The following is a 22,561-nucleotide window of genomic DNA, read 5'->3' as shown; positions in this document are numbered from 1 at the left end:
ACCCCGATGCAGTCTTTGCATCGGGCTTCATCCCTGGCCGGCGGTGTCACGCCCACCACATATTGCGCTCCCGACAACGAACTATGGAGAAGACGCACATGGACTATTCACCTGACGACTGGGTGATTCTGAACGTTTCGTTTGCGACGCGGGACAGAGCTTTCACTCAGCTCAGAGTGTTGGGCGGCTGGCGCGGAGGGTATCTCAGTGGGGATGCCTGGCGAATAAACTCAGGCATCCAGGCCGTTCATGCGGATGACCTCGGATACCGCTTCCTTGGTCGATCAGGTTCCGTCTATCTATGCCATCGCGGCGGATATCGTATGTCACGCATCATGGCGTCTGGCCTGGGCGAGTTGAAGCGTCAGCCGACCGTTGTCGATGCAGAGATTCTGGAAGACCGGAATTGGCTTGAACCAGGGCTCCTTGAAGCACTTTTCTCGACGGCGGCTGAGGATACAGCGGCGAAGTGACTTCGCCTCGAGACCTTCGTGAGTCAGCTAGGGACTGCATGATGCGCAGGTGTGAAACCTCAGCCGGAAGCGCCGTGGTCGGCCCAAACCGGACGCCCGCAAAAGCCCTCGATGCTGCGTTGCAGCTTCACCGAACCGGCCATTCGTGCAGCTTGCAGCATTCTCGTAGGGTAAAGGTTGGCAGAGCGGGACAAAGCTGCCGTTCGCGACCGAGTGCTGACCGACGGCAGCCAGCCCAAACAAGGCATTCGCTCAGCACTTGCTGCGTCACTCTGATAGATTACGGCGCGAGGCAACCGAGCGGCCCCTTCGCAGCCTTGATTGACGCCTTGCCTCCTGTTTCCAACATGGTTAGCTTTTTGATGTATTTCAGGAGCCTGCAGAACGAATGTGCATAGATCAAGTCGTCGGCTTAGTTAAAGACATTGTGCAGATTTTATTTTGGCTGATAGCCGCATTGATCGCTTGTTTATCCTATAGGCAGGCGAAGAAGAGTATTTTCCAGCCTGCTAAGAATGAGGTTTTCAAGGTTCAAATTGATACGCTTCAATCGTTGCTGAAGAATCTGAATTGGAAGTCGTCCATCGAAGCGTGGTACGATTCTGGCTTAGCTACTTCCGCTGAAATATCGCTCGGTAGAGAATTCAAAAGATTCGCAAAAGATCAGTTTGACGCTGACATGGCGTCAGAATCTGAGGAGAAGCTCGTTTCTGTTGGCATGATAGTGTCTCCCAGTGCCTCTGGTTTTCGGTTGATCAAGGGGCCAGCGGACCAAGCTGAAGGCGATGATGAATTTGACCACGAGGCGTTTTCTTGGGAAACCTACAGTTGGGAAACCTTCGAGGTGAGCCGAGAGTTTCAACAAGTTACTGACTTAATTGAACACGCGTTGAGTGATCCTGTCTTGCCGCTCTCAGTTATAACTAAGGTTGAATTACTGCGTGACGAACTTCATAAGTCGGCCATGCGTGCTGCTGAGGATCTGGAGCAGACTGTTAGAGAATTTCCACGGCATTACCCTTCAAAGGAAAGCCTCAAGAGCGCTGATCTAACGTGGGCGCATAACATGCGAAAAGAACGCGGCGAAGAACTGTTCAAGGCGCTTATTGAGCTTAAAAAAGCTATTCGCGAATATTTAAGATCGGACGAGCTTCTCGGCAGCAAATGATTGTTCGAGAGTGCTAGCTTTGGGCCGTCTCGGTACCTTCAGTGTGCAAGGAGCCAAGGTCTGTTATGGGCCGGAAATGTCGACAACCACGGCGTTGGCGAGCGACTTTGCAAACTCAGGTATCTGCGCATCGCCGCCGTTCGTCCACGACGCCACGAGCGACCGCTCTCCGCCTTGCTGCATTTCGTATAATGCATGGCGAATATTCTAGCCCCGCCCGGCAATGAATGCTTCTGCTTCCTCGCGGGTCTTGAAGCCAACATCGGATCGCTTGTGACAATACTCGCGGCCTTCGATGGTCACGACATCATGGATGTCGAAATAGATTAATTCCCGACCATCGGGGGTGCGGATGGACTCTTCCTGTACGATCATTCTGTTGGGCATGAGGGCTTCTCTTAAGAGCGGGTGAGGAGACAGTTCTGCATGATAGCAACGCGGGCATGTTATAGCTAGACTGATGATGGATCACCCTTGGAGGCTGAAATGAGTGGATCGAAGAGGTTGCTTGAGGAAACCCAGGCAGAACGTGCGTGGGCTGTTCAACTTCTGCTTGACGCAGGCGCGCTGGCTGAATGTGAGAATCACGGGGTTCTCACAGACGAAATGGACAGCGCCGCTTTTGAGGACGCAGTCGTGGCAGGGATGCGGAATTCTGGTGACGGCGAGGCTGAAGTTAGGCAGCATTTGCAGGATGCGCTGGCCGATTACGGCGACGAATGCCCTGGCTGCGAAAAGAACACTGCGGACTGATAGGGGAGCGCGGGGAGGGTCACTGGAACTAAGGGGGCGATCAGTTCAGTGAAATGCGGCGTTAGATGGCCATCGGCAGTCTGCTGTTGGGGCCCGCGCGACCATACGCTTCTGCGCAGAGCTGCCGTTCGTTCAAGACGCAGCGAATGATGGCTTTCCGCCCATTCCGTGGAAAAAGACCCGTTCGCCGGCGCAGAATATCGACGGCTGAACATGGCGCGAGCGCCTGTTCTGTCAGGCGTTTCTCGGTTGCTGCAGTGCAGAAAGGATCTTGGCCAGTTTGCGGAGGTTCTGGGCGGTGGCGGCGAGGAGAAATTCGTCATTTGCGCCGCACGGCCCGCGTAATCGGAGCCGGTTCAGGCCAAGGATCCGTTTGAGGTGGGCAAAGAGCATCTCGACCTTCTTCCGCAACTTCATCGAGATGGCGTATTGCTCGGTTTTGGCGATGTCGCGAGCGACCTGCCGGGCATCTTCATGTTCCTCACGGGTGATCTTGCGTGCATCCGCGTTCGGGCAGCACATCGCTTTGGATGGGCATACCTGACAGACCTCTTTCAGCGCCCGATAGCGAGCTGTTCCCTTGCCAGTCGGACCCCGGTTAGGGTCGGAATAGTTCCGGCGGAACTGCTTCAGCTCGTGCCCCTCGGGGCAGATGTATTGGTCATTCTCGGCATCCCACTCGAAGTCAGCGCGAGTCCACGTCCCATCGGTTCGTCCGGATTTGTCGAAGACGGGAATGTGCGGGGCAATCTTGCGGTCGACCAGCCAGCCCGGCATCGGCCCAGTGCCATAGGCCGTATCCGCATCAGGCGTTCGGGGTGCAGGTCGAACCTGGCCTTCACGCGCTCCAGCATGGTCCTGGTCGAACCGACCTCTGCCTGCCGGATTGACCTGGTGGCCTCCACGTCCACGATGACGCCATGGTCCGTGTCGATCAGATAGTTGTCAGAATAGCTGAAGAATGCCGGTCCCTTACGGGCCGCAGTCCACTGGCTGGCGGGGTCGGAATGGGACGTGAACTTGGGCTGCACCTCGCTTGCTGCGCCGAATGCGGCTTCGTCCAAGACGTCCAGATACTCGCGAACGGCTCGGGGCGCATCAGCGGGATCGATCCGCCTCGCGTCCCAGTCCTCCTTCGGCGTCGCGTTCTGCTTGTTGGCGTCGGCCTCGATGAGGCTAGCGTCGATGGCCATGCGCTGTCCGCTGACCAGGCCCTCTTCGATGCACCGCGCCACGGTCGCCTCGAACAGGTGGCGCAATAGCTCGCTGTCACGGAACCGGCCGTGCCGGTTCTTCGAAAAAGTCGAGTGATCCGGGACCCGGTCACTGAGGTCCAGGCGGCAGAACCAACGGTAAGCGAAATTCAGATGCACCTCTTCGCAGAGCCGCCGTTCCGACCGGATGCCGAAGCAATACCCCACCAACAGCATGCGGATCAGCAACTCCGGATCTACAGACGGACGACCCGTACGGCTGTAGAAAGCGGCGAGGTAAGCACGGATGCCGGACAGATCCACGAAACGGTCAATCGAGCGCAGAAGGTGATCTGGCGGGACATGATCCTCGAGCGAGAACTCGTAGAACAGCGCCGGTTGCGCCTCCTGCCGCGGTCCCATCATCGTCGATCCTCCCACCCATTGCGGGAATTGAATCAGCCGACGGCCCTCCGATCAAGCGCGAGTTTTTCAACAAAATACGCCCTTCGAGCAAGGTCAGTTCGCCTTCCTGCGCCGGACGTGAGCGGTGTCTATGGGCCGGTTGAAGCCATCACTCTGTTCCCAGAGCCGCGACGCTCAGTGTCTTCCTGGGTAGCGTTGTGTCAACTGGCCCAGGATGCCCTCGCGAGGCGTCAATCAGGTCTGATCTCGCGCTGGTGGCGGCCAAGAAGGACGACCAGTCTTCGGCCAGAAATTACCTTCTGACGCTTGAGGTGGATAAGGCCTCGTTCGACCGGGTCGAAGTCAACGTCTTCTCCACAGACGCGCGCAATGCTGTCGGCGTAGACATCGGTTGCCGTGATGGGCACCTGACAATTTCTCCGACGCTGATATCGGTTCAGGATCGTAGCGACAGTTTGCGTCTGCATCATAGTCTTCGTCAGAGCTTCCACCGTTTCAAAGCAACCTTGTGTTCAGGGTCTCACCATCGCGAGCGCCGCTGCGCCATGCCCAGGAGCGCATAGCGACGGCACGACGGCCCTCCGCGACTTCATATCACGAACCGCACATCCCTTTCATACGCGAAAGGCGCCGGAGCGTCTGCTCCAGCGCCTCTATCACCGTCCTTCAAAGAGCAGCCGAAGGGCACGAGGCGGTACGTTTCGCCCTTGACACCCCTTGCGCAGACTTATGCTTCCGTTTGCGCATTCATCTGCTTTCTCTGACTCTACCCCAACCTACCGCCTATTGGCATTTCGAATGGCCGCACGAGGCGCAGGTCATGCAGCCCTCGACCATCATCATCGAGAACTCGCCGCAGGAGGGGCAGGCTTTGCCGCGCGGGGCGTCGAGGCCGACGACCTGGGCCGTGGGGTCTGTCTTGAGCCCCATGCCCTCGCCCTCCAGGAAGCCGGTCTCGACCATGTGGCGTTCGATCACGCCCCCGATGGCGGCGAGGATCGAGGGGATGTATTTGCCCTTCACCCAGGCGCCGCCGCGCGGGTCGAAGACGGCCTTCAGTTCCTCGACCACGAAGCTGACATCGCCGCCGCGGCGGAAGACGGCGGAGATCATCCGGGTCAGGGCCACCGTCCAGGCGAAATGCTCCATGTTCTTCGAATTGATGAAGACCTCGAAGGGGCGGCGGCGGCCAGCGACGATAATGTCGTTGATCGTCAGGTAGATGGCATGCTCGCTGTCGGGCCATTTCAGCTTGTAGGTATTGCCCTCGAGGTGTTCCGGCCTGTCGAGGGGCTCGGACATGTAGATCACGTCGCCATGCGGGGTCTGCGGCTCGGCGTCGCTGGTGGCCACCACCTCGGGGGCCTCCTTCTTCTCTTCCGCCACGCTCAACACAGACCCGGTCACGTCGTTCGGGCGGTAGGTGGTGCAGCCTTTGCAGCCCGTTTCATAGGCCTCCATGTAGACGTCCTTGAAGGACTGGAAGTCGATGTCCTCGGGGCAGTTGATGGTCTTGGAGATCGAGCTGTCCACCCATTTCTGCGCCGCTGCCTGCATGCGCACATGCTCCAGCGGGGCCAGCGTCTGGGCGTTCACGAAGTAGTCGGGCAGCGGCGCATCCTCGCCGTGCACCGCGCGGTACATCTGCACCGCGTAATCGACCACCTCTTCCTCGGTCCGCGAGCCGTCCTTCTGCAGGACCTTGCGGGTATAGGCATAGGCAAAGACCGGCTCGATCCCCGAGGACACGTTGCCGGCATAAAGCGAGATCGTCCCCGTCGGCGCGATCGAGGTGACCAGCGCGTTGCGGATGCCGTGCTTGCGGACCGCGTCGCGCACGTCCTCGTCCATCTGCATCATATTGCCCGAGGCGAGGTATTTCTCGGCATCGAAGAGCGGGAAAGCCCCCTTCTCCTTCGCAAGCTCCACCGATGCCAGGTAGGACGCGCGCGCAATCGCCTTCAGCCAGGCCTCGGTCTGGGCGGCGGCCTCTTCAGAGCCGTAGCGCAGCCCGCACATCAGCAGCGCATCCGCCAGACCCGTCACGCCCAGCCCGATGCGGCGCTTGTTCATCGCCTCTTCGGCCTGTTGCGGCAGCGGGAAGCGCGAGGCATCGACCACGTTGTCCATCATCCGCACGGCGCAGCTTACCAGCTCGGCCATGGCGTCCTCGTCCAGACCGGCGGCCTCGGTGAAGGGCTCGCGCACCAGGCGCGCCATGTTGATCGACCCCAGAAGGCAGGCGCCGTAGGGCGGCAGGGGCTGCTCGCCGCAGGGGTTGGTGGCGGCGATGGTCTCGACGTAGTTCAGGTTGTTGGCCTGGTTGATGCGGTCGATGAAGATCACGCCCGGCTCGGCGTAATCGTAGGTCGCCTTCATGATGCGGTTCCACAGGTCGCGCGCCTGAAGCGTGTGGTAGACCTTGCCGTCGAATTGCAGATCCCACGACCCGTCGGCCTTGACCGCCTCCATGAAGGCATCGGTGACCAGAACCGACAGGTTGAACATGCGCAGGCGGGCGCTGTCGGCCTTGGCGCCGATGAAGGCCTCGATATCCGGGTGGTCGCAGCGCATGGTGGCCATCATCGCGCCGCGCCGAGAGCCTGCGGACATGATGGTGCGGCACATGGCGTCCCAGACGTCCATGAAGGACAGCGGGCCGGATGCATCGGCGGCCACCCCGTGCACGATGGCGCCCTTGGGCCGGATGGTCGAGAAATCGTAGCCGATGCCGCCGCCCTGCTGCATGGTTAGCGCGGCCTCTTTCAGCATGTCGAAGATGCCGGCCATGCTGTCGGGGATGGTGCCCATGACGAAGCAGTTGAACAGGGTGACCGCGCGGTCGGTGCCCGCGCCTGCGGTGATGCGCCCGGCGGGCAGGTAGCGGAAGTCCTCGAGCGCGCCGTAAAAGCGCGTCTCCCAGGCCGCCGGGTCAGTTTCGACCGCCGCCAGCGCCCGGGCGATCCGGCGCCAGGTATCCTCGACCGACAGGTCGATGGGCGTGCCGTCCGCGTCCTTGAGACGGTATTTCATGTCCCAGATCTGTTCTGCAATGGGGGCGGCAAAGCGGGTCATGGCTGATTCTCGTGTATTTGGAAGGACACCCAGACTAAGCCCAAAACGCAACAGGTTGAAAGGTCCGTTGGGCAGGCCACCAGATATATCGCACCCGCGCCCGCCGCAGCCATGCTGTGGCAAAAGGTCCGGGCGCCGCGCGGGAGGCTCTTCGGAACCGGCGGACGGTCGCGGCATGCGGTGGTTGAGACCGGCAGGGGATCGCGGCATGCGGCGCCCGGGACCGGGGGAAAGACGCCACGCTGGCGCCGGGCCGGAGCGCGCGGCGCGCCCACCGGGCGTCCGGCCCGGGCGCAATCCCCGGCGTCGGCTGGCCTCTGCCCCCACCTGCCCGCGCCGGGACGCCTGCATCTTGAAAGCCGCGGCGCCCTGCCTACACTATGCAGGGCCCGCAGCGGAGAATCCCATTGGCCACAGTCACCCATCTCATCAAGCTGTCCGTCGGAACGGACTCGGTCGAGACGCTGGCGGCATGGCAGGCCTCGGCCCCGGCGCGGGGCGCCGACGGGCTGCCGCGCCACGTCACCCGGATGTGGCCCCGGCGCGAGGCCGAGGTGCTGGCCGGCGGATCCATCTACTGGGTGATCAAGGGGCTGATCCAGTGCCGCCAGCGCGTGCTGGCGATGGAACGGGTCACCGGCGGCGATGGCACCGAGCGCTGCGCGCTGGTGCTGGACCCACAGCTGGTCCGCACCGCCGGCACGCAGAAGCGCCCCTTTCAGGGCTGGCGCTACCTGTCCCCCGAGGATGCGCCGCGCGATCTGCCCGAAGGCCGCGAGGCCGAAGACAGCCTGCCGCCGGAACTGGCCGGGGCGCTGGCCGAGATCGGCGTGCTCTGACCAGGCTCCGCGCACAGCGACCTATGGGCAAGTGCCGCCGCACGCACTAGATTGCTGGGGACTCATATCGTTCGGAGGTCGTCATGACCCGTATTCTTGCTGCCCTTTTCCTTGCTGTTCCCGCCCTTGCCGCCCTGCCCGCCAGCGCCCAGGATGTCGTCGCCAGCTATGCCGCCTATATCGGCGACCGCGATCTTTTCAATTCCAACGGCGAGCGGCTGACCGCCCCCGCGCAGGTCCTGCGGCAGGACAGGGCGAATTACCACCGCTTCGGCATCGCGCAGGCCGGGGACGAATGGGACCCGCTCTTCGGCTCCGCCGACAACCGCGCGGCCATGGAAAGCATGGTGAATGCCGGCTCCATCGAGCCCGGCGCGGCACAGATCCTGATGAGCGGCGGCGCCATGGTCCTGGTGCAGATCTTCGGCTCGGGCGGCGTCGGAACCTCTGTGCAGGTCAGCGTCGCCCGCTGAGGGCCGCCGTTTTCCGTCGCGGAAAACGGCCCGAAATCCGTCGCGGATTTCGCATCGCTCAGCCGCGACCCCGGCCCTGCACGGCATAGCCCAGGTAGGCGCCGCCCTCGCGCAGCCAAAGCCAGGCGCGGCGCGCCGTCACCGGGCCGGGCACGCGCGGCCAGGCGCCCGTTGCATCCAACCCCATCCGCCGCGCCACCAGCCGCGCCCGCGGCAGGTGATAGCGATCCGTGACGATGACGATCCGGCCCGCGCCCGCCGCCGTCAGAAGCGGCCGCGCGTAGAGCAGGTTCTGCTCTGTCGTAGTCGAACGCGCCTCGACCAGAACCGCCGCGGCGGGCACCCCCAGCCCGACGCAGATCGCCCGGATGACCTCGGCCTCTGACGGACCGTGGCGCCCGGTGCCGCCACAGCCCACGACCAGCCGCACCCGGCCCTCCAGCCACAGCCGCGCGGCCTCTTCGGCGCGGCGCCGCAGCGTCGGCGAGGCCACGCCCCCCGGCCACACCGCCGCCCCCAGCACCACCGCCACGGGCCGCTCGTCCGCATCCGTCATCCCGCTCCCTCTGGTTTTCGCGCTCAAAGCCTATACCTTGCGGCCAAACCCTCGCAAAGGACAGCCACATGACCCAAGCATATACTCCGCCCCGCGTCTGGACCTGGGAGAAAGCCAACGGCGGCGAGTGGGCCTCTCTCAACCGCCCCGTCGCGGGCGCCACCCATGACAAGGTGCTGCCGGTCGGAGACCATCCCTTCCAGCTCTACAGCCTTGCCACACCCAACGGCCAGAAGGTCACGATCCTGCTCGAGGAACTGCTGGCCGCGGGCCATGCCGCCGAATACGACGCATGGCTCATCCGCATCGGCGAGGGCGACCAGTTCGGCTCTGGCTTCGTCGAGGTCAATCCGAACTCCAAGATCCCGGCGATGATGGACCGCTCTGGCGCGACCCCGGTGCGAGTCTTCGAATCCGGCGCCATCCTGATGCACCTGGCAGAGAAGTTCGGCGCCTTCCTCGGCGACCCGGCAAAGCGGCCCGAGATGCTGTCCTGGCTGTTCTGGCAGATGGGCAGCGCGCCCTATCTGGGCGGCGGGTTCGGCCATTTCTACGCCTATGCGCCCTACAAGATGGAATACCCCATCGACCGCTTCGCCATGGAGGTCAAACGCCAGCTCGACGTGCTGGACCGGCACCTTGCCGAGAATCGCTTCATGACCGGCGACGACTACACCATCGCCGATATCGCGATCTGGCCGTGGTACGGGCGCACGGTGCATGGCGAAAGCTACGACGCCGGAGAATTCCTTGACGTCGGCATCTACAAGAACGTGATCCGCTGGGCCGACGAGATCCTCGCACGCCCCGCCGTGCAGCGCGGACGGATGGTCAACAAGACCTCCGGCGACCCGGCGCAGCAACTGCACGAACGCCATGACGCGGGCGATTTCGACACCAAGACGCAGGACAAGATCGGCTGAACCCCGCGGTCCCGTCCGAGGCCGGGCGGGACCAAATCCTGTCGACAGGATTTTCGAATTCCTTCGAAGGAATTTCCCCCGTCAGAGACCCAGCCGCTCCACGAGGCTGCGCAGCGTGTCGCGCTGCCGCTGCTCCAACGACGCCACCCTGGACCGGAACAATGTTGCCTGAGAGCGCAGAACCGGCTCCTCGCAGAGGATCTTCAGGTGGTTCGCCCGCAGGGTCTCGCCGGTCGAGGTGATGTCGGCGATGGCCTCGGCGGTGAGGTTCTTCACCGTGCCTTCCGTGGCGCCCTGGCTGTCCACCAGCTGGTAATCCGCCACGCCGCCCTGATGCAGGTAGGCCCGCACCAGCCGGTGGTATTTCGTCGCCACCCGCATCCGGAACCCGTGCCGCGCCCGGAAAGCCGCCGCCGCCGCGTCCAGATCGTCCAGCGTGTCGACGTCCACCCAGCACTGCGGCACCGCCACGATCAGGTCGGCATGGCCAAAGCCCAGCTCCGCAAGCGGCTCGACCTTCTGGTCCCATTGCACCAGCTTCTCCTGCACCAGGTCGGTGCCGGTGACGCCAAGGTGGATGCGGCCAGAGGCCAGTTCCCGCGGGATCTCCCCCGCCGACAGCAGGACCAGTTCGACGCCCTCGATGCCCTCGACGGCGCCGGAATACTCGCGGTCCGATCCGGTGCGCGCCAGCCCGATGCCGCGCGCCCCGAACCAGTCGAAGGTCTTCTCCATCAGCCGCCCCTTGGACGGCACCCCCAGCTTGACGGTCATGCGCCGCCCTCCAGTTCCAGAAGCAGGCCTGCGCGGATCACCCCGCCGACGGCGGGGATCGCGCGGCCCTGCCCCAGTTGCCGGGTCAGGGCGTCGTAACGCCCGCCGCCCGCCACCACCGGCCAGCCGGGCTGCCCGGGGGCAACGAAGCCGAAGACGAACCCGTCGTAATACTCCATCGACGACCGCCCGTAGCTGGCCTCGAAATGCAGCCTGTCCACTGCCACCCCGCGCGCCGACAGCGCCGCGATCCGGTCCGCGAACCGGTCCACCGCCTCGGCGATGGCGGGCAGGTCCACGGCGATGTCGCGCAGATGCTCCAGCGCGTGCGGGCAGGTTTCCGAGACCTTCAGAAGCCCTTCGAGCAGCGCAACCTCTTCGCGGGACAGGGGCGGCTGGGCTGCATCCTCGCGCAGCGCCGCGATGCGGTCAGAGATTTCGGCACCGTCGCGCAGGCCGATCAGCGGCTCCGCCCGGGCCATGGGATCGTCTTCCGCCAGCAGCGCGGCCCGCGAGGCGGGCACCGGCGCACGCCCCGAGAATCGGTCGAGCAGCGCCCGGAACCGCCGGGGCCGCCAGATGTGGCGCATCAGCGCCGCGCGCCGGTTGTCCGTGGTCCGCAGCCCCGCCACCGCCGCCGTCAGGATGCCGATGTCGCCGGTGACAGGCCGCAGCGCGTAAGGAGCCAGGATCTCGGCGAAGCGGGCAAAGACCTCGGCATCCGCCGCCGCCGGATCGGCGCGGTCGAAGACCTCGAAGCCGACCTGGTGGTATTCCGAGGCGCGCTCAGGGTGATCTTCCTGCCGCCGAAAGACCTCGCCCGCGTAGGTGTAGCGCGCCGGTTCGGCGCCGTCGCGCATATGCGCCTCGACCACCGGCACGGTGAAGTCGGGCCGCAGCATGACCTCGCCCTGCACCGGGTCCGTCGTGACATAGGCGCGGGTGCGGATGTCCTCGCCGTAGAGGTCAAGCAGCGTGCCCGCCGGTTGCAGGATCGCGCAGTCCACCGGCTGCGCGCCCGCCGCCTCGAAGCGCTGCCGCAGGGCCAGCGCCCGGGCTTTTTCAGCGGCCAGCGTCATGAATACAGGTCCAGGATCTCGCGGACCTTCGCCACCAGATCGGCGCGCGGCACCTCGTATTGGCTGGGCCGGTCCTTCCATTCTTCCAGCGTGGCATTCTCGGCCATCTTCGCGCCGAGGATCAGGTCCTTGATCTGCACCACGCCGCGGTCCTTCTCGTCGCCGCCCTCGATCACTGCCACGGGGCTTTGCCGCTTGTCCGCGTATTTCAGCTGGTTGCCGAAGTTCTTCGGGTTGCCGAGGTAGACCTCGGCCCGGATGCCCGCCTGGCGCAGGTCGGCGACCATGGCCTGGTAATCGGCCATGCGGTCGCGGTCCATCACGGTGACCACGACGGGCCCCTGCTCGGTCGAGGTCAGGCGGCCCTTCTCGCGCAGTGCCGCCAGCAGCCGGTCGACGCCGATGGAGACGCCGGTCGCGGGCACCGCCTGCCCGGTGAAGCGCTTGACGAGGTCGTCATAACGCCCGCCGCCCGCGACCGAGCCGAACTGCCGCTTGCGGCCCTTCTCGTCGAGGATCTCGAAGGTCAGCTCGGCCTCGAAGACCGGCCCTGTGTAATAGCCGAGGCCGCGCACGACCGAGGGGTCGATGACGATGCGGTCGGGGCCGTAGCCCTGCGCGGCGAGCAGGTCGGCGATCTGCTGCAACTCGGTCACACCCTCGGCGCCCACCGCGCTTTCGCCGACGGCGCCGCGCAGGTTCTCCAGCGTCGCGGCATTGTCGGCGCCCTTCGAGGTCAGGAAGGTGATCACCGGCTCGGCCTGTTCCTCGCTCAGCCCGACCCCGTCGATATAGGCGCCCGAGGCATCCAGCCGCCCCTTGCCGAGCAGCTCGCGCACCCCGGCCTCGCCGACCTTGTCGAACTTGTCGATGGTGCGCAGCACGTCCGCCGCCTGCGCCGCGTCGCTGACGCCCATGGCCTCGAGCACGCCGTTCAGAACCTTCCGGTTGTTGACCCGGATCAGGTAGTCGCCGCGTGGGATCCCCACCTTCTCCAGCGTATCGGCCAGCATGGCGCAGATCTCGGCATCCGCCGCCACCGTCGCCGCGCCCACCGTATCGGCGTCGCACTGGTAGAATTGGCGGTAGCGCCCCGGCCCGGGCTTCTCATTGCGCCAGACCGGCCCCATGGCGTAGCGCCGGTAGGGCAGCGGCAGGTCGTTGCGGTGCTGCGCGTAGACGCGGGCCAGGGGCGCCGTCAGATCGTAGCGCAGCGCCATCCAGGTGTCGTCCTCGTCCTGCCAGGCAAAGACGCCCTCGTTCGGGCGGTCGACGTCGGGCAGGAACTTCCCCAGCGCCTCGACCGTCTCGACCCCCGAGCTTTCCAGCGCGTCAAAGCCGTAATGGCGGTAGACCCCGGCGATGGTCGCCAGCATCTCGGCGCGCTCGGTAACCTCGGCGCCGAAATAGTCACGGAAGCCCTTCGGCGTCTGGGCCTTGGGGCGCGGGGCTTTCTTGTCTTTGGCCATGGGGGCAATCCACCTTGGAAATCCGTCGCGCTTCCTCTACCCAAAGGGCCACGCAGGGGCAAGGCAAGCGGAGGCACCCATGACCGACAAGGCAGACCGGACAACCGTGATCGAGGAACGCCTTGCCGAGCTGATGCACACGGTCGAGGACCTCTCCGCCACCGTCGCCCGGCAGGACCGCGAGATCGACCGCCTGACCGCCCGGGTCGAGCGGCTGATGCGGCGCGAGGCGGAACGCGAGGCCGAAGGCTCGGGCGGCGTGGTGCTGGGCGACGAACGGCCGCCCCACTACTGACGGCCGGCGGCGGGCGAAATTGCGTCGACGCAATTTTCAAATTCCGTAGACGGAATTTCCCCCCCGCCTCAGCCCTTGATATCCGTGGCCGCGACGGCGCCGTCGTGCAGCAGGATCGTCTTCCACGCGGCATTGTCGCCGAACCGCTCGTAGACGCTGAGGAAGACCGTGTCCTTCTCCAGCGCCGACATCCGCCGTCCGCAGGGCTGGCCGCGCGAGACGCGGCAGACACGGTTCTTGACCGCCTCGTAGGCCGTGTCGGTGGTCGACACCGGCAGGTCCGCGCCCGCCGGGCCGTAGCGGATCACCTCGTAGTCCGACGGCGCCGCAAAAAGCACCAGCGCCGCGCTGAACTGACGCGGGCAGCCGTCCGAGAAACCGGTCAGGTAGAAGGTGCGCAGCCCCGTACCGCCCGGCGCGGTATCATAGAGGGTGTAACCGCGCCCGCCCTTCGGCCAGCCGTCGACGCGCGCGCCCAGCTTGCCCTCGGGCGCATCGCAGGTCCGGGCGATCTCGCCGTAGGGCAAGGCGGTGCCGAAAGAGACCTGCCGGTAATCCGGGTCGCCCGGCTTCGGCGCCGCGCCGCCAGAGCGCGCCGCATCCGCCCGCCCGCGCAGGAAGCCCATCAGCCCGCCCTGCGGTTTCGCCGCCGGATCGGGCGCAGGCGCCGCCGCCCCGCTGCCGGCCAGCGCGTCGGACTGCCCCTGCCCCTCGGCCAGTTCGACATCCTGAAGACGCGGCACGTCACGCATCGGATCGCCGCCACAGGCGGACAGAACAAGCACGCAGCACAGCGCCATCGCATGACGAACCATAGGGGTCTCCCAACCAGATTGCCGCCTGTTTATCCGCATCGGGCCCGACGCGTCCACCGCATCATCCGCACGGGGCCGCAAACCGGTGCCGGACCGCCTGTCCGGGCGGCCCCTGGCGCGGCTTCGCCGTGGTTGGCCTAGAAATCCTCGACCGCCATCACGCCCTCCAGCGATTTCACCGCGCCCTTGACCTCGGGCGAGACCGGGAACTGGTCAGCGAGGTCCAGCTCCACCTCTCCGGGCAGGCCGCGATCCGTCAGGCACAGATGGATCGGCCCGCGCGGCGCCTTGGGGTTCTGCTCGGCGGCCCAGGACAGCACCTTGGCGATCTGGCCGAAGGCGGTTTCGGTCTCGACGAAGATCCGCAGGCCGGATGCCCCCGCCCCCGCCGTCAGCGTGTCGGCGGGCGTGACCGAGCGGCCCAAGAGTTTCAGCTGGTCGCTTTCCATCGTGGCCTCGACCGTCACGACGACCTTCGAGCCGGTCTCGAGGTATTCGCGCGATTTCTCCAGCGTCTCGGAGAAGAGCGTCACCTCGTAGGCGCCGGTCGGGTCCGAGAGCTGCGCAAAGGCAAAGCGGTTGCCACGCGCCGACTTGCGTTCCTGACGGCCCGCGACGACACCCGCCAGCTTGGCCACGAAGGGGCCGCGTTCGGCCTTGGCGGTCACCTCATCCAGCGTCATCACCTGCTGGCGCTTCAGCGCGGGCATGTAATCGTCCAGCGGGTGGCCCGACAGGTAGAACCCCACGGCGCGGAATTCCTCGGCCAGCCGCTCGGCGGGCAGCCAGTCGCTGACCGGCGACATGCGCGGCTCGGGCAGGTCGTCGCCCGCCTCGCCAAACAGCGAGACCTGCGCCGAGGCCTTCTGTTCGTGGATCGCCGAGGAATACATCACCAGCGCATCCAGCGAATCGAAGACCCGGCGGCGGTTGCCGTCCAGCACGTCGAAGGCCCCGGCCCGCGCCATCATCTCCAGCGGGCGCTTGCCGATCTTCTTCAGATCGACCCGGCGGGCAAAGTCAAAAAGCGTCGCGAAGGGGCGTTCCCCCCTCCCCTCGACCACCAGCCGCATGGCGTCGAGGCCGACGTTCTTCAGCGCCCCCAGCGCATAAACCAGCTCGCCGTCCTTGACGTCGAAAGAGGCCTGAGAGCGGTTCACGCAGGGCGGCACATAGGGCAGCGACAGGCCCTTGCGGACCTCTTCGAAATAGATCGCCAGCTTGTCCGTCAGGTGGATATCGCAGTTCATGACGCCCGCCATGAACTCCACCGGGTGGTTCGCCTTCAGCCATGCGGTCTGGTAGCTGACAACCGCGTAGGCCGCCGCGTGGGACTTGTTGAAACCGTAGTTGGCGAATTTCTCCAGAAGGTCGAAGACCTCCTTGGCCTTCTTCTCGTCCACCCCGTTGGCCATGGCGCCCTTGGTGAACTTGGGGCGTTCGGCGTCCATCGCCTCTTTGATCTTCTTGCCCATCGCGCGGCGCAAGAGGTCGGCGCCGCCCAGCGAGTAGCCCGCCATGACCTGCGCGATCTGCATCACCTGTTCCTGATAGACGATGATGCCCTGCGTCTCGGCAAGGATGTGGTCGATGGAGGGGTGGACCGAGGTGATCTCGCGCAGGCCGTTCTTGACCTCGCAATAGACCGGGATGTTCTCCATCGGGCCGGGACGATACAGCGCCACCAGCGCCACGATATCCTCGATGCAGGTGGGCTTCATGCGCTTGAGCGCATCCATCATGCCCGAGCTTTCCACCTGGAACACGGCGACGGTCTTGGCGCTGGCGTAAAGCTTGTAGGTCGGCTCGTCGTCCAGCGGGATCAGGTTCATCTGGTTCTCGCCGCCCTCCGCCGGTTGGTACAGCTCGGTGCCGTCGGCGGCGACATGCAGGGGACGGCCGGATTTCAGGATCAGGTCCAGCGCGTTCTGAATGACGGTCAGGGTCTTCAGGCCGAGGAAGTCGAACTTCACCAGACCCGCCTGTTCCACCCATTTCATGTTGAACTGGGTGGCGGGCATGTCCGAACGCGGATCGCGATAAAGCGGCACCAGCTCGTCCGTGGGTCGGTCGGCGATGACCACACCCGCCGCGTGGGTGCCCGCGCTGCGCAAGAGCCCCTCGACCTGCATGCCGTATTTCAGCAGACGGTCCACGACTTCCTCGTTGCGGGCCTCTTCGGCAAGGCGCGGCTCGTCCCGCAGCGCCTGTTCGATGCTGACGGGTTTGACGCCCTCGACCGGGATCATCTTGGACAGGCGGTCGACCTGCCCGTAGGGCATCTGCAAGACGCGGCCCATATCGCGCACGGCGGCCTTGGACAGCAGCGCGCCGAAGGTGATGATCTGCCCCACCCGGTCGTGGCCGTATTTGTCCTGCACGTAGCGGATCGTCTCTTCGCGCCGGTCCATGCAGAAGTCGATGTCGAAGTCGGGCATCGAGACCCGTTCCGGGTTCAGGAAGCGCTCGAAGAGCAGCGAGTAGCGCAGCGGGTCGAGGTCGGTGATGGTCAGCGCATAGGCCACCAAAGACCCGGCGCCCGAGCCCCGCCCCGGCCCGACGGGGATATTGTTGTCCTTCGACCACTGGATGAAGTCGGCCACGATCAGGAAGTAGCCGGGAAAGCCCATGCCCTCGATGATGCCCAGCTCGAAATCCAGCCGCTTCTGGTATTCCTCGACGCTGACCGCGTGCGGGATCACCGCAAGCCGCGCCTGAAGGCCGTCATTGGCCATGCGGCGCAGTTCTGCCACCTCGTCGTCGGCGAACTTCGGCAGGATCGGGTCGCGGCGATAGGCCATGAAGGCGCAGCGGCGGGCGATCTCGACGGTATTCTCCAGCGCCTCGGGGAGGTCGGCGAACAGCACCGCCATTTCCTGCGGGGTCTTCAGGTAGTGCTGCGGGGTCAGGCGGCGGCGCGGTTCCTGCTGGTCGACATAGGCGCCCTCGGCGATGCAGATCATCGCATCGTGGGCCTCGTACATGTCGGACTTGGGGAAATAGACGTCATTGGTGGCGACCAGCGGCAGGCCCATTTCATAGGCCATCTCGATATGGCCGCGTTCGGTCATCCGCTCGGCTTCCGTCGGCTGCCCGTCCTCGCCGGGGTGACGCTGGAGCTCCACGTAAAGCCGGTCGCCGAAGATCGCCTCCAGCCGCATCATCAGGGTCTGGGCGGCGGCCCGGGTGGACTGCCGCAGCAGGCGCCCCACCGGGCCGTCGGGACCGCCGGACAGGCAGATCACGTCCTCGGAGTGCCGTTCCAGTTCGTCCAGCGTGATATGCGCCAGTTCGGTGTCGCGGCGCATGTAGAGGCACGAGTTGAGCTTCATCAGATGCTCGTAGCCGCGTTCGGTCTGGGCCAGCAGGACCACCGAGGCGGGCGGCTTCACCCGTTCGCCCGGCTGCGGGTCGATGTAGCGCAGGTCCATCTGGCAGCCGATGATCGGCTGCACGCCCGCCCCCGACGCCCCGACCGAGAATTCCAGCGCGGCAAAGAGGTTGTTGGTGTCGGTGACGGCCACCGCCGGCATTTCCATCGCCTGGCAGAGGCCGGGCAGCTTCTTCAGGCGGATGGCGCCTTCGAGCAAAGAGTATTCGGTGTGGGTGCGGAGATGAATGAATCGAGGATCGGCCATGGGGCGCAATCATAGGCCCCCGCCCCGGCGTGGAAAAGCGCGACCTGCGGGCAAGCGGCCCGGTTGCGGCGGGATTGTTCGCCGCCCCGGGACAACTCGCCTAATTGCCGCCGCAATCAACCCTCACGATAACCGGGGAATCTAAACTAAACTGATCAAACCGAGCCGCCGGTATCGTGGCGCAACCGGAAAAACACCATGTCGCAAAGCGAAGTTGCCAGACGCTTCAACCTCGCCAAACGGACCCGGACGCCCGAGGTCACGGATCCGGCAGGCGTTCCGCCGCCGTCATGGCGCCGACGATTGCTGCCGCTGGCGACGCGGCTTGCGCCCGAAACCGCGGCCCGCGTCCTCGCCCGCCGCTACCTGCGGCCCAACGTCGCCCTGCTTGGCGACCCGGACGCCGTGGCGCGCTGGGGCACGGTGGTCCGGCCCGTGCCGGGACTGACCCTGCTGCGCCGCCCCGCCGCCGCCGGCCCCAAAGCGCCGCGCGTCCTGATCGCGCCCGGCCTCAACGGCCACTTCCGCCAGTTCACCCGCCTTGCCGGGGTCCTCGGGGACGCCGGGCTCACCGTGGATTTTCTGGTCCTGCCGGGCCATGGCCACCCCGGAGAGGATCTTTGCGGCCTCAACCAAATCGTCTCTGCCCTTGAAGCCGCAACGCAGCAGGACCGCTATCATGGCATCGTGGCGCACTGCGTTTCCGCCAATGCCGCGCTGCTCGTCCCCGCGACCAGCGACCCCCTGCCACGTCTGGCACTGGTCTCGGCGCCGCTGGACCTGCCGCGCCTGATCCGGCTGGGCGGCACGCAATACGGGCTGACGGGCCATTGCCTCGATCGCTTCTGCCACCATGTCAGCGCCCTGGGCGCGCCATGGCCGACGGACAGCCCGTGGCAGCCCGGGGCCCTGGCGCGGGAGGACAGCCTCCTGATGGTGCACGGGCGACACGACGACGCCGCCCCACCGGAGGACCTTGCACAGATGGCCGAGGTCGCTCCCCGGACCCGGATCGCCCTGTTCGAGAACGGCGGCCACAACTCGATCCTCACCATGCACGCCCCCTGCACGCAACTGGCGGACTTCATGCGCCCCTGAGACCGACCGGGCGGCCATCCTCGCTTTGACAGGACGGCAGTTCCGGGTATGCCTTCGGTCATGACAGACACGCTTGCCGCCTTCCTCGACACGCTGGATGCCGACATTCGGGCGCGCGCCGACTGGGGCGCGGTCGCCGACTACATCCCGGAACTGGCGCGGGTCGATCCGGCGCAATTCGCGATCTCGGTGGCGCTGGCGGACGGGCGCGTGCTGAGCGCCGGACAATCCGACACCCGGTTCTCGATCCAGTCGATTTCCAAGGTCTTCTCGCTGGCCTGCGTGCTGGCGCGCATCGGCGAGGGGCTGTGGCGGCGCGTGGGGCGCGAACCTTCCGGCGATCGCTTCGATTCCATCCTGCTGCTGGAGCAGGAACAGGGGCGCCCGCGCAACCCCTTCATCAATGCAGGCGCGCTGGTGACGACGGACGAGCTGCTGGCGGGCCGGGCCCCGCGCGAGGCGCTGTCCGAGATCATCGGCTTCGTGAGAGAGAGCGCCGGGGACGACGACATCCACATCGACCGCGCCGTGGCGGCCTCGGAGAAGGCCACCGGCTATCGCAACGTGGCGCTGGCCAATTACCTCAAGAGCTACGGCAACCTGGTCAACGCGCCGGATCTGGTGCTGGGCACCTATTTCCACCAGTGCGCCATCGAGATGACAACCCGGCAGCTTGCGCTTGCCGGGCGCGGGATCGCCGGGCTGCCGGGGGCGCCCTTCCTGCTCAGCGGCGTCAAGAGACGGCGAATCGCGGCGCTGATGATGACCTGCGGGCATTACGACGGCTCTGGCGACTTCGCCTTTCGCACCGGCCTGCCGGGCAAGTCCGGTGTCGGCGGCGGCATCCTGATCGCGGTGCCGGGGCGGGCCTCTGTCGCGATCTGGTCGCCCGGCCTGAACGCCTGGGGCAACTCCAAATGCGGGACCGAGGCGGCGGAACGGCTGGCGCGCTTCACCGGCTGGTCGGTCTTCGGCTAGGGCTGCGCCACGGGATCGCCCGCGCCGGGGGCGCGGCACCGCAGCGCGCCTTCGGCCAGAACCCCGGCCGCCGGGTCTCTCGGCCCCGTGGCACACCAAAGCGCCCCCGTTGCCCCCCGGCCATCACCGGCGCCAGGCCGCCGCCATAAAAAAGGCCGGCTCCCGTTTGGAGGAAGGAGCCGGCCAGCCGCGTGTCAGGGACGGGAGAGTCAGGCCCCTGACAACGGAAGTTCACGCAGCTGCGTCGACATCAGGCAGGCCAGCAGCGCCGCCAGAGCCGCGATCCAGAAGACCGGGTGCAGCGCCTCCGAAAAGCCCTCCATCACGCGCAGCTGCGCCTCGGGCGGCAGGGCGCGCAGGGTCTCGGCGCCGATCGAGCGCAGGCCGCCCGCCTCCGCGCCGGGCATATGGCCCGACAGGTTGCGCGCCAGCCCGGCGGAGAAGACCGCGCCGAAGGCGGCGGTGCCGATAGAGCCGCCGATCAGCCGGAACATGTTGGCCGAGGCGGTACCCACGCCCATCATCGAGCCCGGGATGGCGTTCTGGATCGCCGCCACGCCGACCGAGAAGACCGGGCCAAGGCCCAGCCCGACCAGCACCAGAGCGACGGCGATGAACCACAGCGGGCTCTCCGCAGAAAGGTTGGACAGCGACACCAGCGCCACCGCCAGCAGCCCGGTCGAAAGCGTCGGCATCAGCTTGTAGCGCCCGGTCCTCGACATCACCCGGCCCGCCATGGTCGAGGCGAAGATCAGCCCGCCCATCATCGGCACCAGGAAGAGACCCGAGTTCGTCGGCGACACCCCCTTCACCACCTGAAGGAACAGCGGCAGGAAGGTGATGGTGCCGAACATGCCCATGCCGACGAGGAAACCCACCGCGTTCACCACCAGGAAGGTGTTGTTGCGGAACAGGCTGAGCGGCAGGATCGGCTCTTCGGCGCGGCCTTCGACCAGCACGAAGCCCGCCAGCGCCAGCGCGCCCAGCACCGCCAGCGCACCGACCTGCAGAGAGGCCCATCCGGCACCCTCTCCGACGGCGTTGGGCAGCAGCACCACGCTTGCCAGCATGGTCGCCAGAAGGGCGGCCCCGGCGTAGTCGACCCGGCGCTCCTGCCGTTCCGTGCGGCGCGGCAGGGCGACGAGGATGACAACAAAGGCCAGCGCACCGACGGGCAGGTTGACGAAGAAGATCCAGTGCCAGTGCCAGTTCTGCACGATGAAACCGCCCAGGAGCGGCCCGATCACGGTGGACACGCCGAAGGCCGCCCCAAGCACACCCTGCGCCATGCCGCGCTGGCGCGGCGGCAGAAGGTCCCCGACCGTGGCCATGGCGGTCACGATCAGCGTGCCCGCGCCGAAACCCTGCACAAGCCGCCCGGCGATCACCTGCCCCATGCTGGCGGCGGTCCCGGCGATCACCGCGCCAAGGACGAAGACCGCGATCCCCGATTGCAGCACCAGCTTGCGCCCGTACATGTCGCCCAGCTTGCCCGCCATCGGCGACGCGATGGTCGAGGCCAGAAGATAGGCGGTGATGACCCAGGTGATGTGATCCATGCCGCCCAGATCCGCGACCATGACCGGCATTGCGGTCGAGACGATGGTCTGCCCCAGCGAGGCGAAAAGCAGCGTCGCGGCGACGGCGGCAAGGACAAGGCGCACGGTGGCCCGGTCGGGCGGCTCGACATAGGCGGCGGAGGTCGGTGCATCGCCGGAGGCGGCGGCGGGGTCGGTGGCGGTCATGAAACGGCGTCTCTTCAGGCATGAACCCGGACATCCGCAGCTTTCGGTGCCTGACATAGGTGCGTGACAAAAAGGCACGGATTGCCGCAGAATGGGGATGGGCCTAAATATGTGACCCAGTCAATTACATGTCAAGCGCACGCAATTAAAAGGAGGCTCCATGGCCGAACGGGACAAGCGTCTGAAAGAGGAACTCGCACAGGCCGGGATCAGTGAGGATTCCAGCCAGGCGGCTCTGGACATTGACGCTGTGCTGCAGGTCTGGCGCCGCAAGGTCTTCAAACGAGAGCTCGGCCACCGCGCCCTTGCCGAACTCGGCCTGCCGGTCGACCTGCCGCAGCTCGACGTGCTCATGGCGGTCCGGGCGCCCGAGAACGAGTTTCGCGACGAGGAGACCGGCGAGACCATGGTCTCCACGGTCGCCCAGCGCTTGAACATCGACCCCTCGCGGGCCAGCCGCATGACATCGGACCTGATCGCGCGCGGCCTGCTGCGCCGGGCGGTCAGCCAGGCGGACGCGCGCCGCACCGTTCTGGAACTGACGGACAGGGGCGAGCGGGTCGTCGAGGCGGTGCGGACCTACAAGTTCCTGACCATGGGCAGCTACCTGCAGGGCTGGACGGCGGAAGAGATCCGCACCTTCCTGCCGCTGCTCGAACGCTTCAGCGCCTGGTCCGAAACGGCGGCCCACCCCTCCGAGGAGGTCGCCGACGAGATCGCCAAGCTGCGCGAGTCGATCGCCGACCTTGGCATGCCCGACCGCGACGAAACAGCGGGCTGACAGGCGGGCA

Annotated in this window: 19 protein-coding genes and 1 pseudogene; 10 read left to right on the top strand and 10 right to left on the bottom strand. The window is 65.9% G+C overall.

What is annotated here, in order from left to right; all coding sequences use genetic code 11:
- The first annotated feature begins 98 nt into the window (after window positions 1-98).
- Window positions 99-473 carry a hypothetical protein gene (locus tag ACN5KJ_RS15570; protein ID WP_347166921.1) on the top strand — a complete coding sequence of 125 codons (375 nt, stop codon included), beginning with the start codon at window positions 99-101 and terminating at the stop codon, window positions 471-473.
- A 388-nt stretch (window positions 474-861) separates the two neighbouring features.
- Window positions 862-1,641 carry a hypothetical protein gene (locus tag ACN5KJ_RS15565; RefSeq protein ID WP_418594914.1) on the top strand — a complete coding sequence of 260 codons (780 nt, stop codon included), beginning with the start codon at window positions 862-864 and terminating at the stop codon, window positions 1,639-1,641.
- A gap of 207 nt (window positions 1,642-1,848) precedes the next feature.
- Here the strand turns inward: ACN5KJ_RS15565 and ACN5KJ_RS15560 are convergent, their stop codons facing one another.
- Window positions 1,849-2,028, bottom strand: a complete 180-nt coding sequence (locus ACN5KJ_RS15560) for a hypothetical protein (protein WP_418594913.1) — start codon at window positions 2,026-2,028, stop codon at window positions 1,849-1,851.
- Between the two features lie 99 nt (window positions 2,029-2,127).
- Here ACN5KJ_RS15560 and ACN5KJ_RS15555 point away from each other — a divergent pair, with 99 nt between their 5' ends.
- Complete coding sequence (locus ACN5KJ_RS15555; RefSeq protein WP_418594912.1) at window positions 2,128-2,394, top strand: hypothetical protein; 267 nt, start codon at window positions 2,128-2,130, stop codon at window positions 2,392-2,394.
- Between the two features lie 234 nt (window positions 2,395-2,628).
- Here the strand turns inward: ACN5KJ_RS15555 and ACN5KJ_RS15550 are convergent.
- Window positions 2,629-4,013 (bottom strand): annotated as a pseudogene (locus ACN5KJ_RS15550) (transposase).
- A 783-nt stretch (window positions 4,014-4,796) separates the two neighbouring features.
- Complete coding sequence (locus ACN5KJ_RS15545; RefSeq protein WP_418594911.1) at window positions 4,797-7,088, bottom strand: adenosylcobalamin-dependent ribonucleoside-diphosphate reductase; 2,292 nt, start codon at window positions 7,086-7,088, stop codon at window positions 4,797-4,799.
- 407 nt (window positions 7,089-7,495) lie between these two features.
- Between ACN5KJ_RS15545 and ACN5KJ_RS15540 the strand changes: the two genes are divergently transcribed.
- Complete coding sequence (locus tag ACN5KJ_RS15540) at window positions 7,496-7,927, top strand: DUF1489 family protein (protein ID WP_418594910.1); 432 nt, start codon at window positions 7,496-7,498, stop codon at window positions 7,925-7,927.
- A gap of 83 nt (window positions 7,928-8,010) precedes the next feature.
- Window positions 8,011-8,400 carry a hypothetical protein gene (locus ACN5KJ_RS15535; protein ID WP_347166890.1) on the top strand — a complete coding sequence of 130 codons (390 nt, stop codon included), beginning with the start codon at window positions 8,011-8,013 and terminating at the stop codon, window positions 8,398-8,400.
- 58 nt (window positions 8,401-8,458) lie between these two features.
- Here the strand turns inward: ACN5KJ_RS15535 and ACN5KJ_RS15530 are convergent, their stop codons facing one another.
- Window positions 8,459-8,956 (bottom strand): YdcF family protein, encoded by a 498-nt coding sequence (locus ACN5KJ_RS15530; protein ID WP_418594909.1) that lies wholly within the window; start codon window positions 8,954-8,956, stop codon window positions 8,459-8,461.
- Window positions 8,957-9,024: 68 nt separating this feature from the next.
- Here ACN5KJ_RS15530 and yghU point away from each other — a divergent pair, with 68 nt between their 5' ends.
- A complete protein-coding gene (gene yghU, locus ACN5KJ_RS15525; RefSeq protein ID WP_418594908.1) occupies window positions 9,025-9,879 on the top strand; it encodes a glutathione-dependent disulfide-bond oxidoreductase in 855 nt (284 codons plus the stop codon).
- 81 nt (window positions 9,880-9,960) lie between these two features.
- Here yghU and hisG read toward each other — a convergent pair whose 3' ends face one another.
- Genes hisG through hisS form a run of 3 tightly spaced genes read right to left on the bottom strand, consistent with a single transcriptional unit; the run spans window position 9,961 to window position 13,201 of the window.
- Window positions 9,961-10,653 (bottom strand): ATP phosphoribosyltransferase, encoded by a 693-nt coding sequence (gene hisG / locus ACN5KJ_RS15520; protein WP_418594907.1) that lies wholly within the window; start codon window positions 10,651-10,653, stop codon window positions 9,961-9,963.
- Window positions 10,650-11,732: an ATP phosphoribosyltransferase regulatory subunit gene (locus tag ACN5KJ_RS15515; RefSeq protein ID WP_418594906.1), complete on the bottom strand. Its 1,083-nt coding sequence runs from the start codon at window positions 11,730-11,732 to the stop codon at window positions 10,650-10,652. Before ACN5KJ_RS15515 ends, hisG begins: the two co-directional genes overlap by 4 nt.
- Window positions 11,729-13,201, bottom strand: a complete 1,473-nt coding sequence (gene hisS, locus ACN5KJ_RS15510) for a histidine--tRNA ligase (RefSeq protein WP_418594905.1) — start codon at window positions 13,199-13,201, stop codon at window positions 11,729-11,731. Before hisS ends, ACN5KJ_RS15515 begins: the two co-directional genes overlap by 4 nt.
- Window positions 13,202-13,280: 79 nt before the next feature.
- Here hisS and ACN5KJ_RS15505 point away from each other — a divergent pair, with 79 nt between their 5' ends.
- The gene (locus ACN5KJ_RS15505; RefSeq protein WP_347166884.1) at window positions 13,281-13,496 is read left to right on the top strand and encodes a SlyX family protein; all 216 of its coding nucleotides are present in this window, start codon (window positions 13,281-13,283) and stop codon (window positions 13,494-13,496) included.
- Between the two features lie 68 nt (window positions 13,497-13,564).
- Here the strand turns inward: ACN5KJ_RS15505 and ACN5KJ_RS15500 are convergent, their stop codons facing one another.
- Together ACN5KJ_RS15500 and dnaE are read right to left on the bottom strand one after the other, a co-directional pair.
- On the bottom strand, window positions 13,565-14,311 hold the full coding sequence (locus tag ACN5KJ_RS15500; RefSeq protein WP_347166883.1) for a hypothetical protein: 747 nt from the start codon (window positions 14,309-14,311) through the stop codon (window positions 13,565-13,567).
- Between the two features lie 137 nt (window positions 14,312-14,448).
- Window positions 14,449-17,949 carry a DNA polymerase III subunit alpha gene (gene dnaE / locus ACN5KJ_RS15495; protein ID WP_418594904.1) on the bottom strand — a complete coding sequence of 1,167 codons (3,501 nt, stop codon included), beginning with the start codon at window positions 17,947-17,949 and terminating at the stop codon, window positions 14,449-14,451.
- A 198-nt stretch (window positions 17,950-18,147) separates the two neighbouring features.
- Between dnaE and ACN5KJ_RS15490 the strand changes: the two genes are divergently transcribed.
- Window positions 18,148-19,047: an alpha/beta hydrolase gene (locus ACN5KJ_RS15490; protein ID WP_418594903.1), complete on the top strand. Its 900-nt coding sequence runs from the start codon at window positions 18,148-18,150 to the stop codon at window positions 19,045-19,047.
- Window positions 19,048-19,107: 60 nt separating this feature from the next.
- Window positions 19,108-20,025, top strand: a complete 918-nt coding sequence (locus tag ACN5KJ_RS15485; RefSeq protein ID WP_347166881.1) for a glutaminase — start codon at window positions 19,108-19,110, stop codon at window positions 20,023-20,025.
- Window positions 20,026-20,234: 209 nt separating this feature from the next.
- Here the strand turns inward: ACN5KJ_RS15485 and ACN5KJ_RS15480 are convergent, their stop codons facing one another.
- Window positions 20,235-21,770, bottom strand: coding sequence for an MDR family MFS transporter (locus ACN5KJ_RS15480; RefSeq protein ID WP_418594902.1), 1,536 nt, complete (start codon window positions 21,768-21,770; stop codon window positions 20,235-20,237).
- Window positions 21,771-21,930: 160 nt separating this feature from the next.
- Here ACN5KJ_RS15480 and ACN5KJ_RS15475 point away from each other — a divergent pair, with 160 nt between their 5' ends.
- Window positions 21,931-22,551 carry a MarR family winged helix-turn-helix transcriptional regulator gene (locus ACN5KJ_RS15475; protein ID WP_347166879.1) on the top strand — a complete coding sequence of 207 codons (621 nt, stop codon included), beginning with the start codon at window positions 21,931-21,933 and terminating at the stop codon, window positions 22,549-22,551.
- The last annotated feature ends 10 nt before the right edge of the window (window positions 22,552-22,561 follow it).

Source organism: Ponticoccus sp. (in: a-proteobacteria), assembly GCF_048381735.1.
This window is presented reverse-complemented; position numbering and strand designations above follow the sequence as displayed.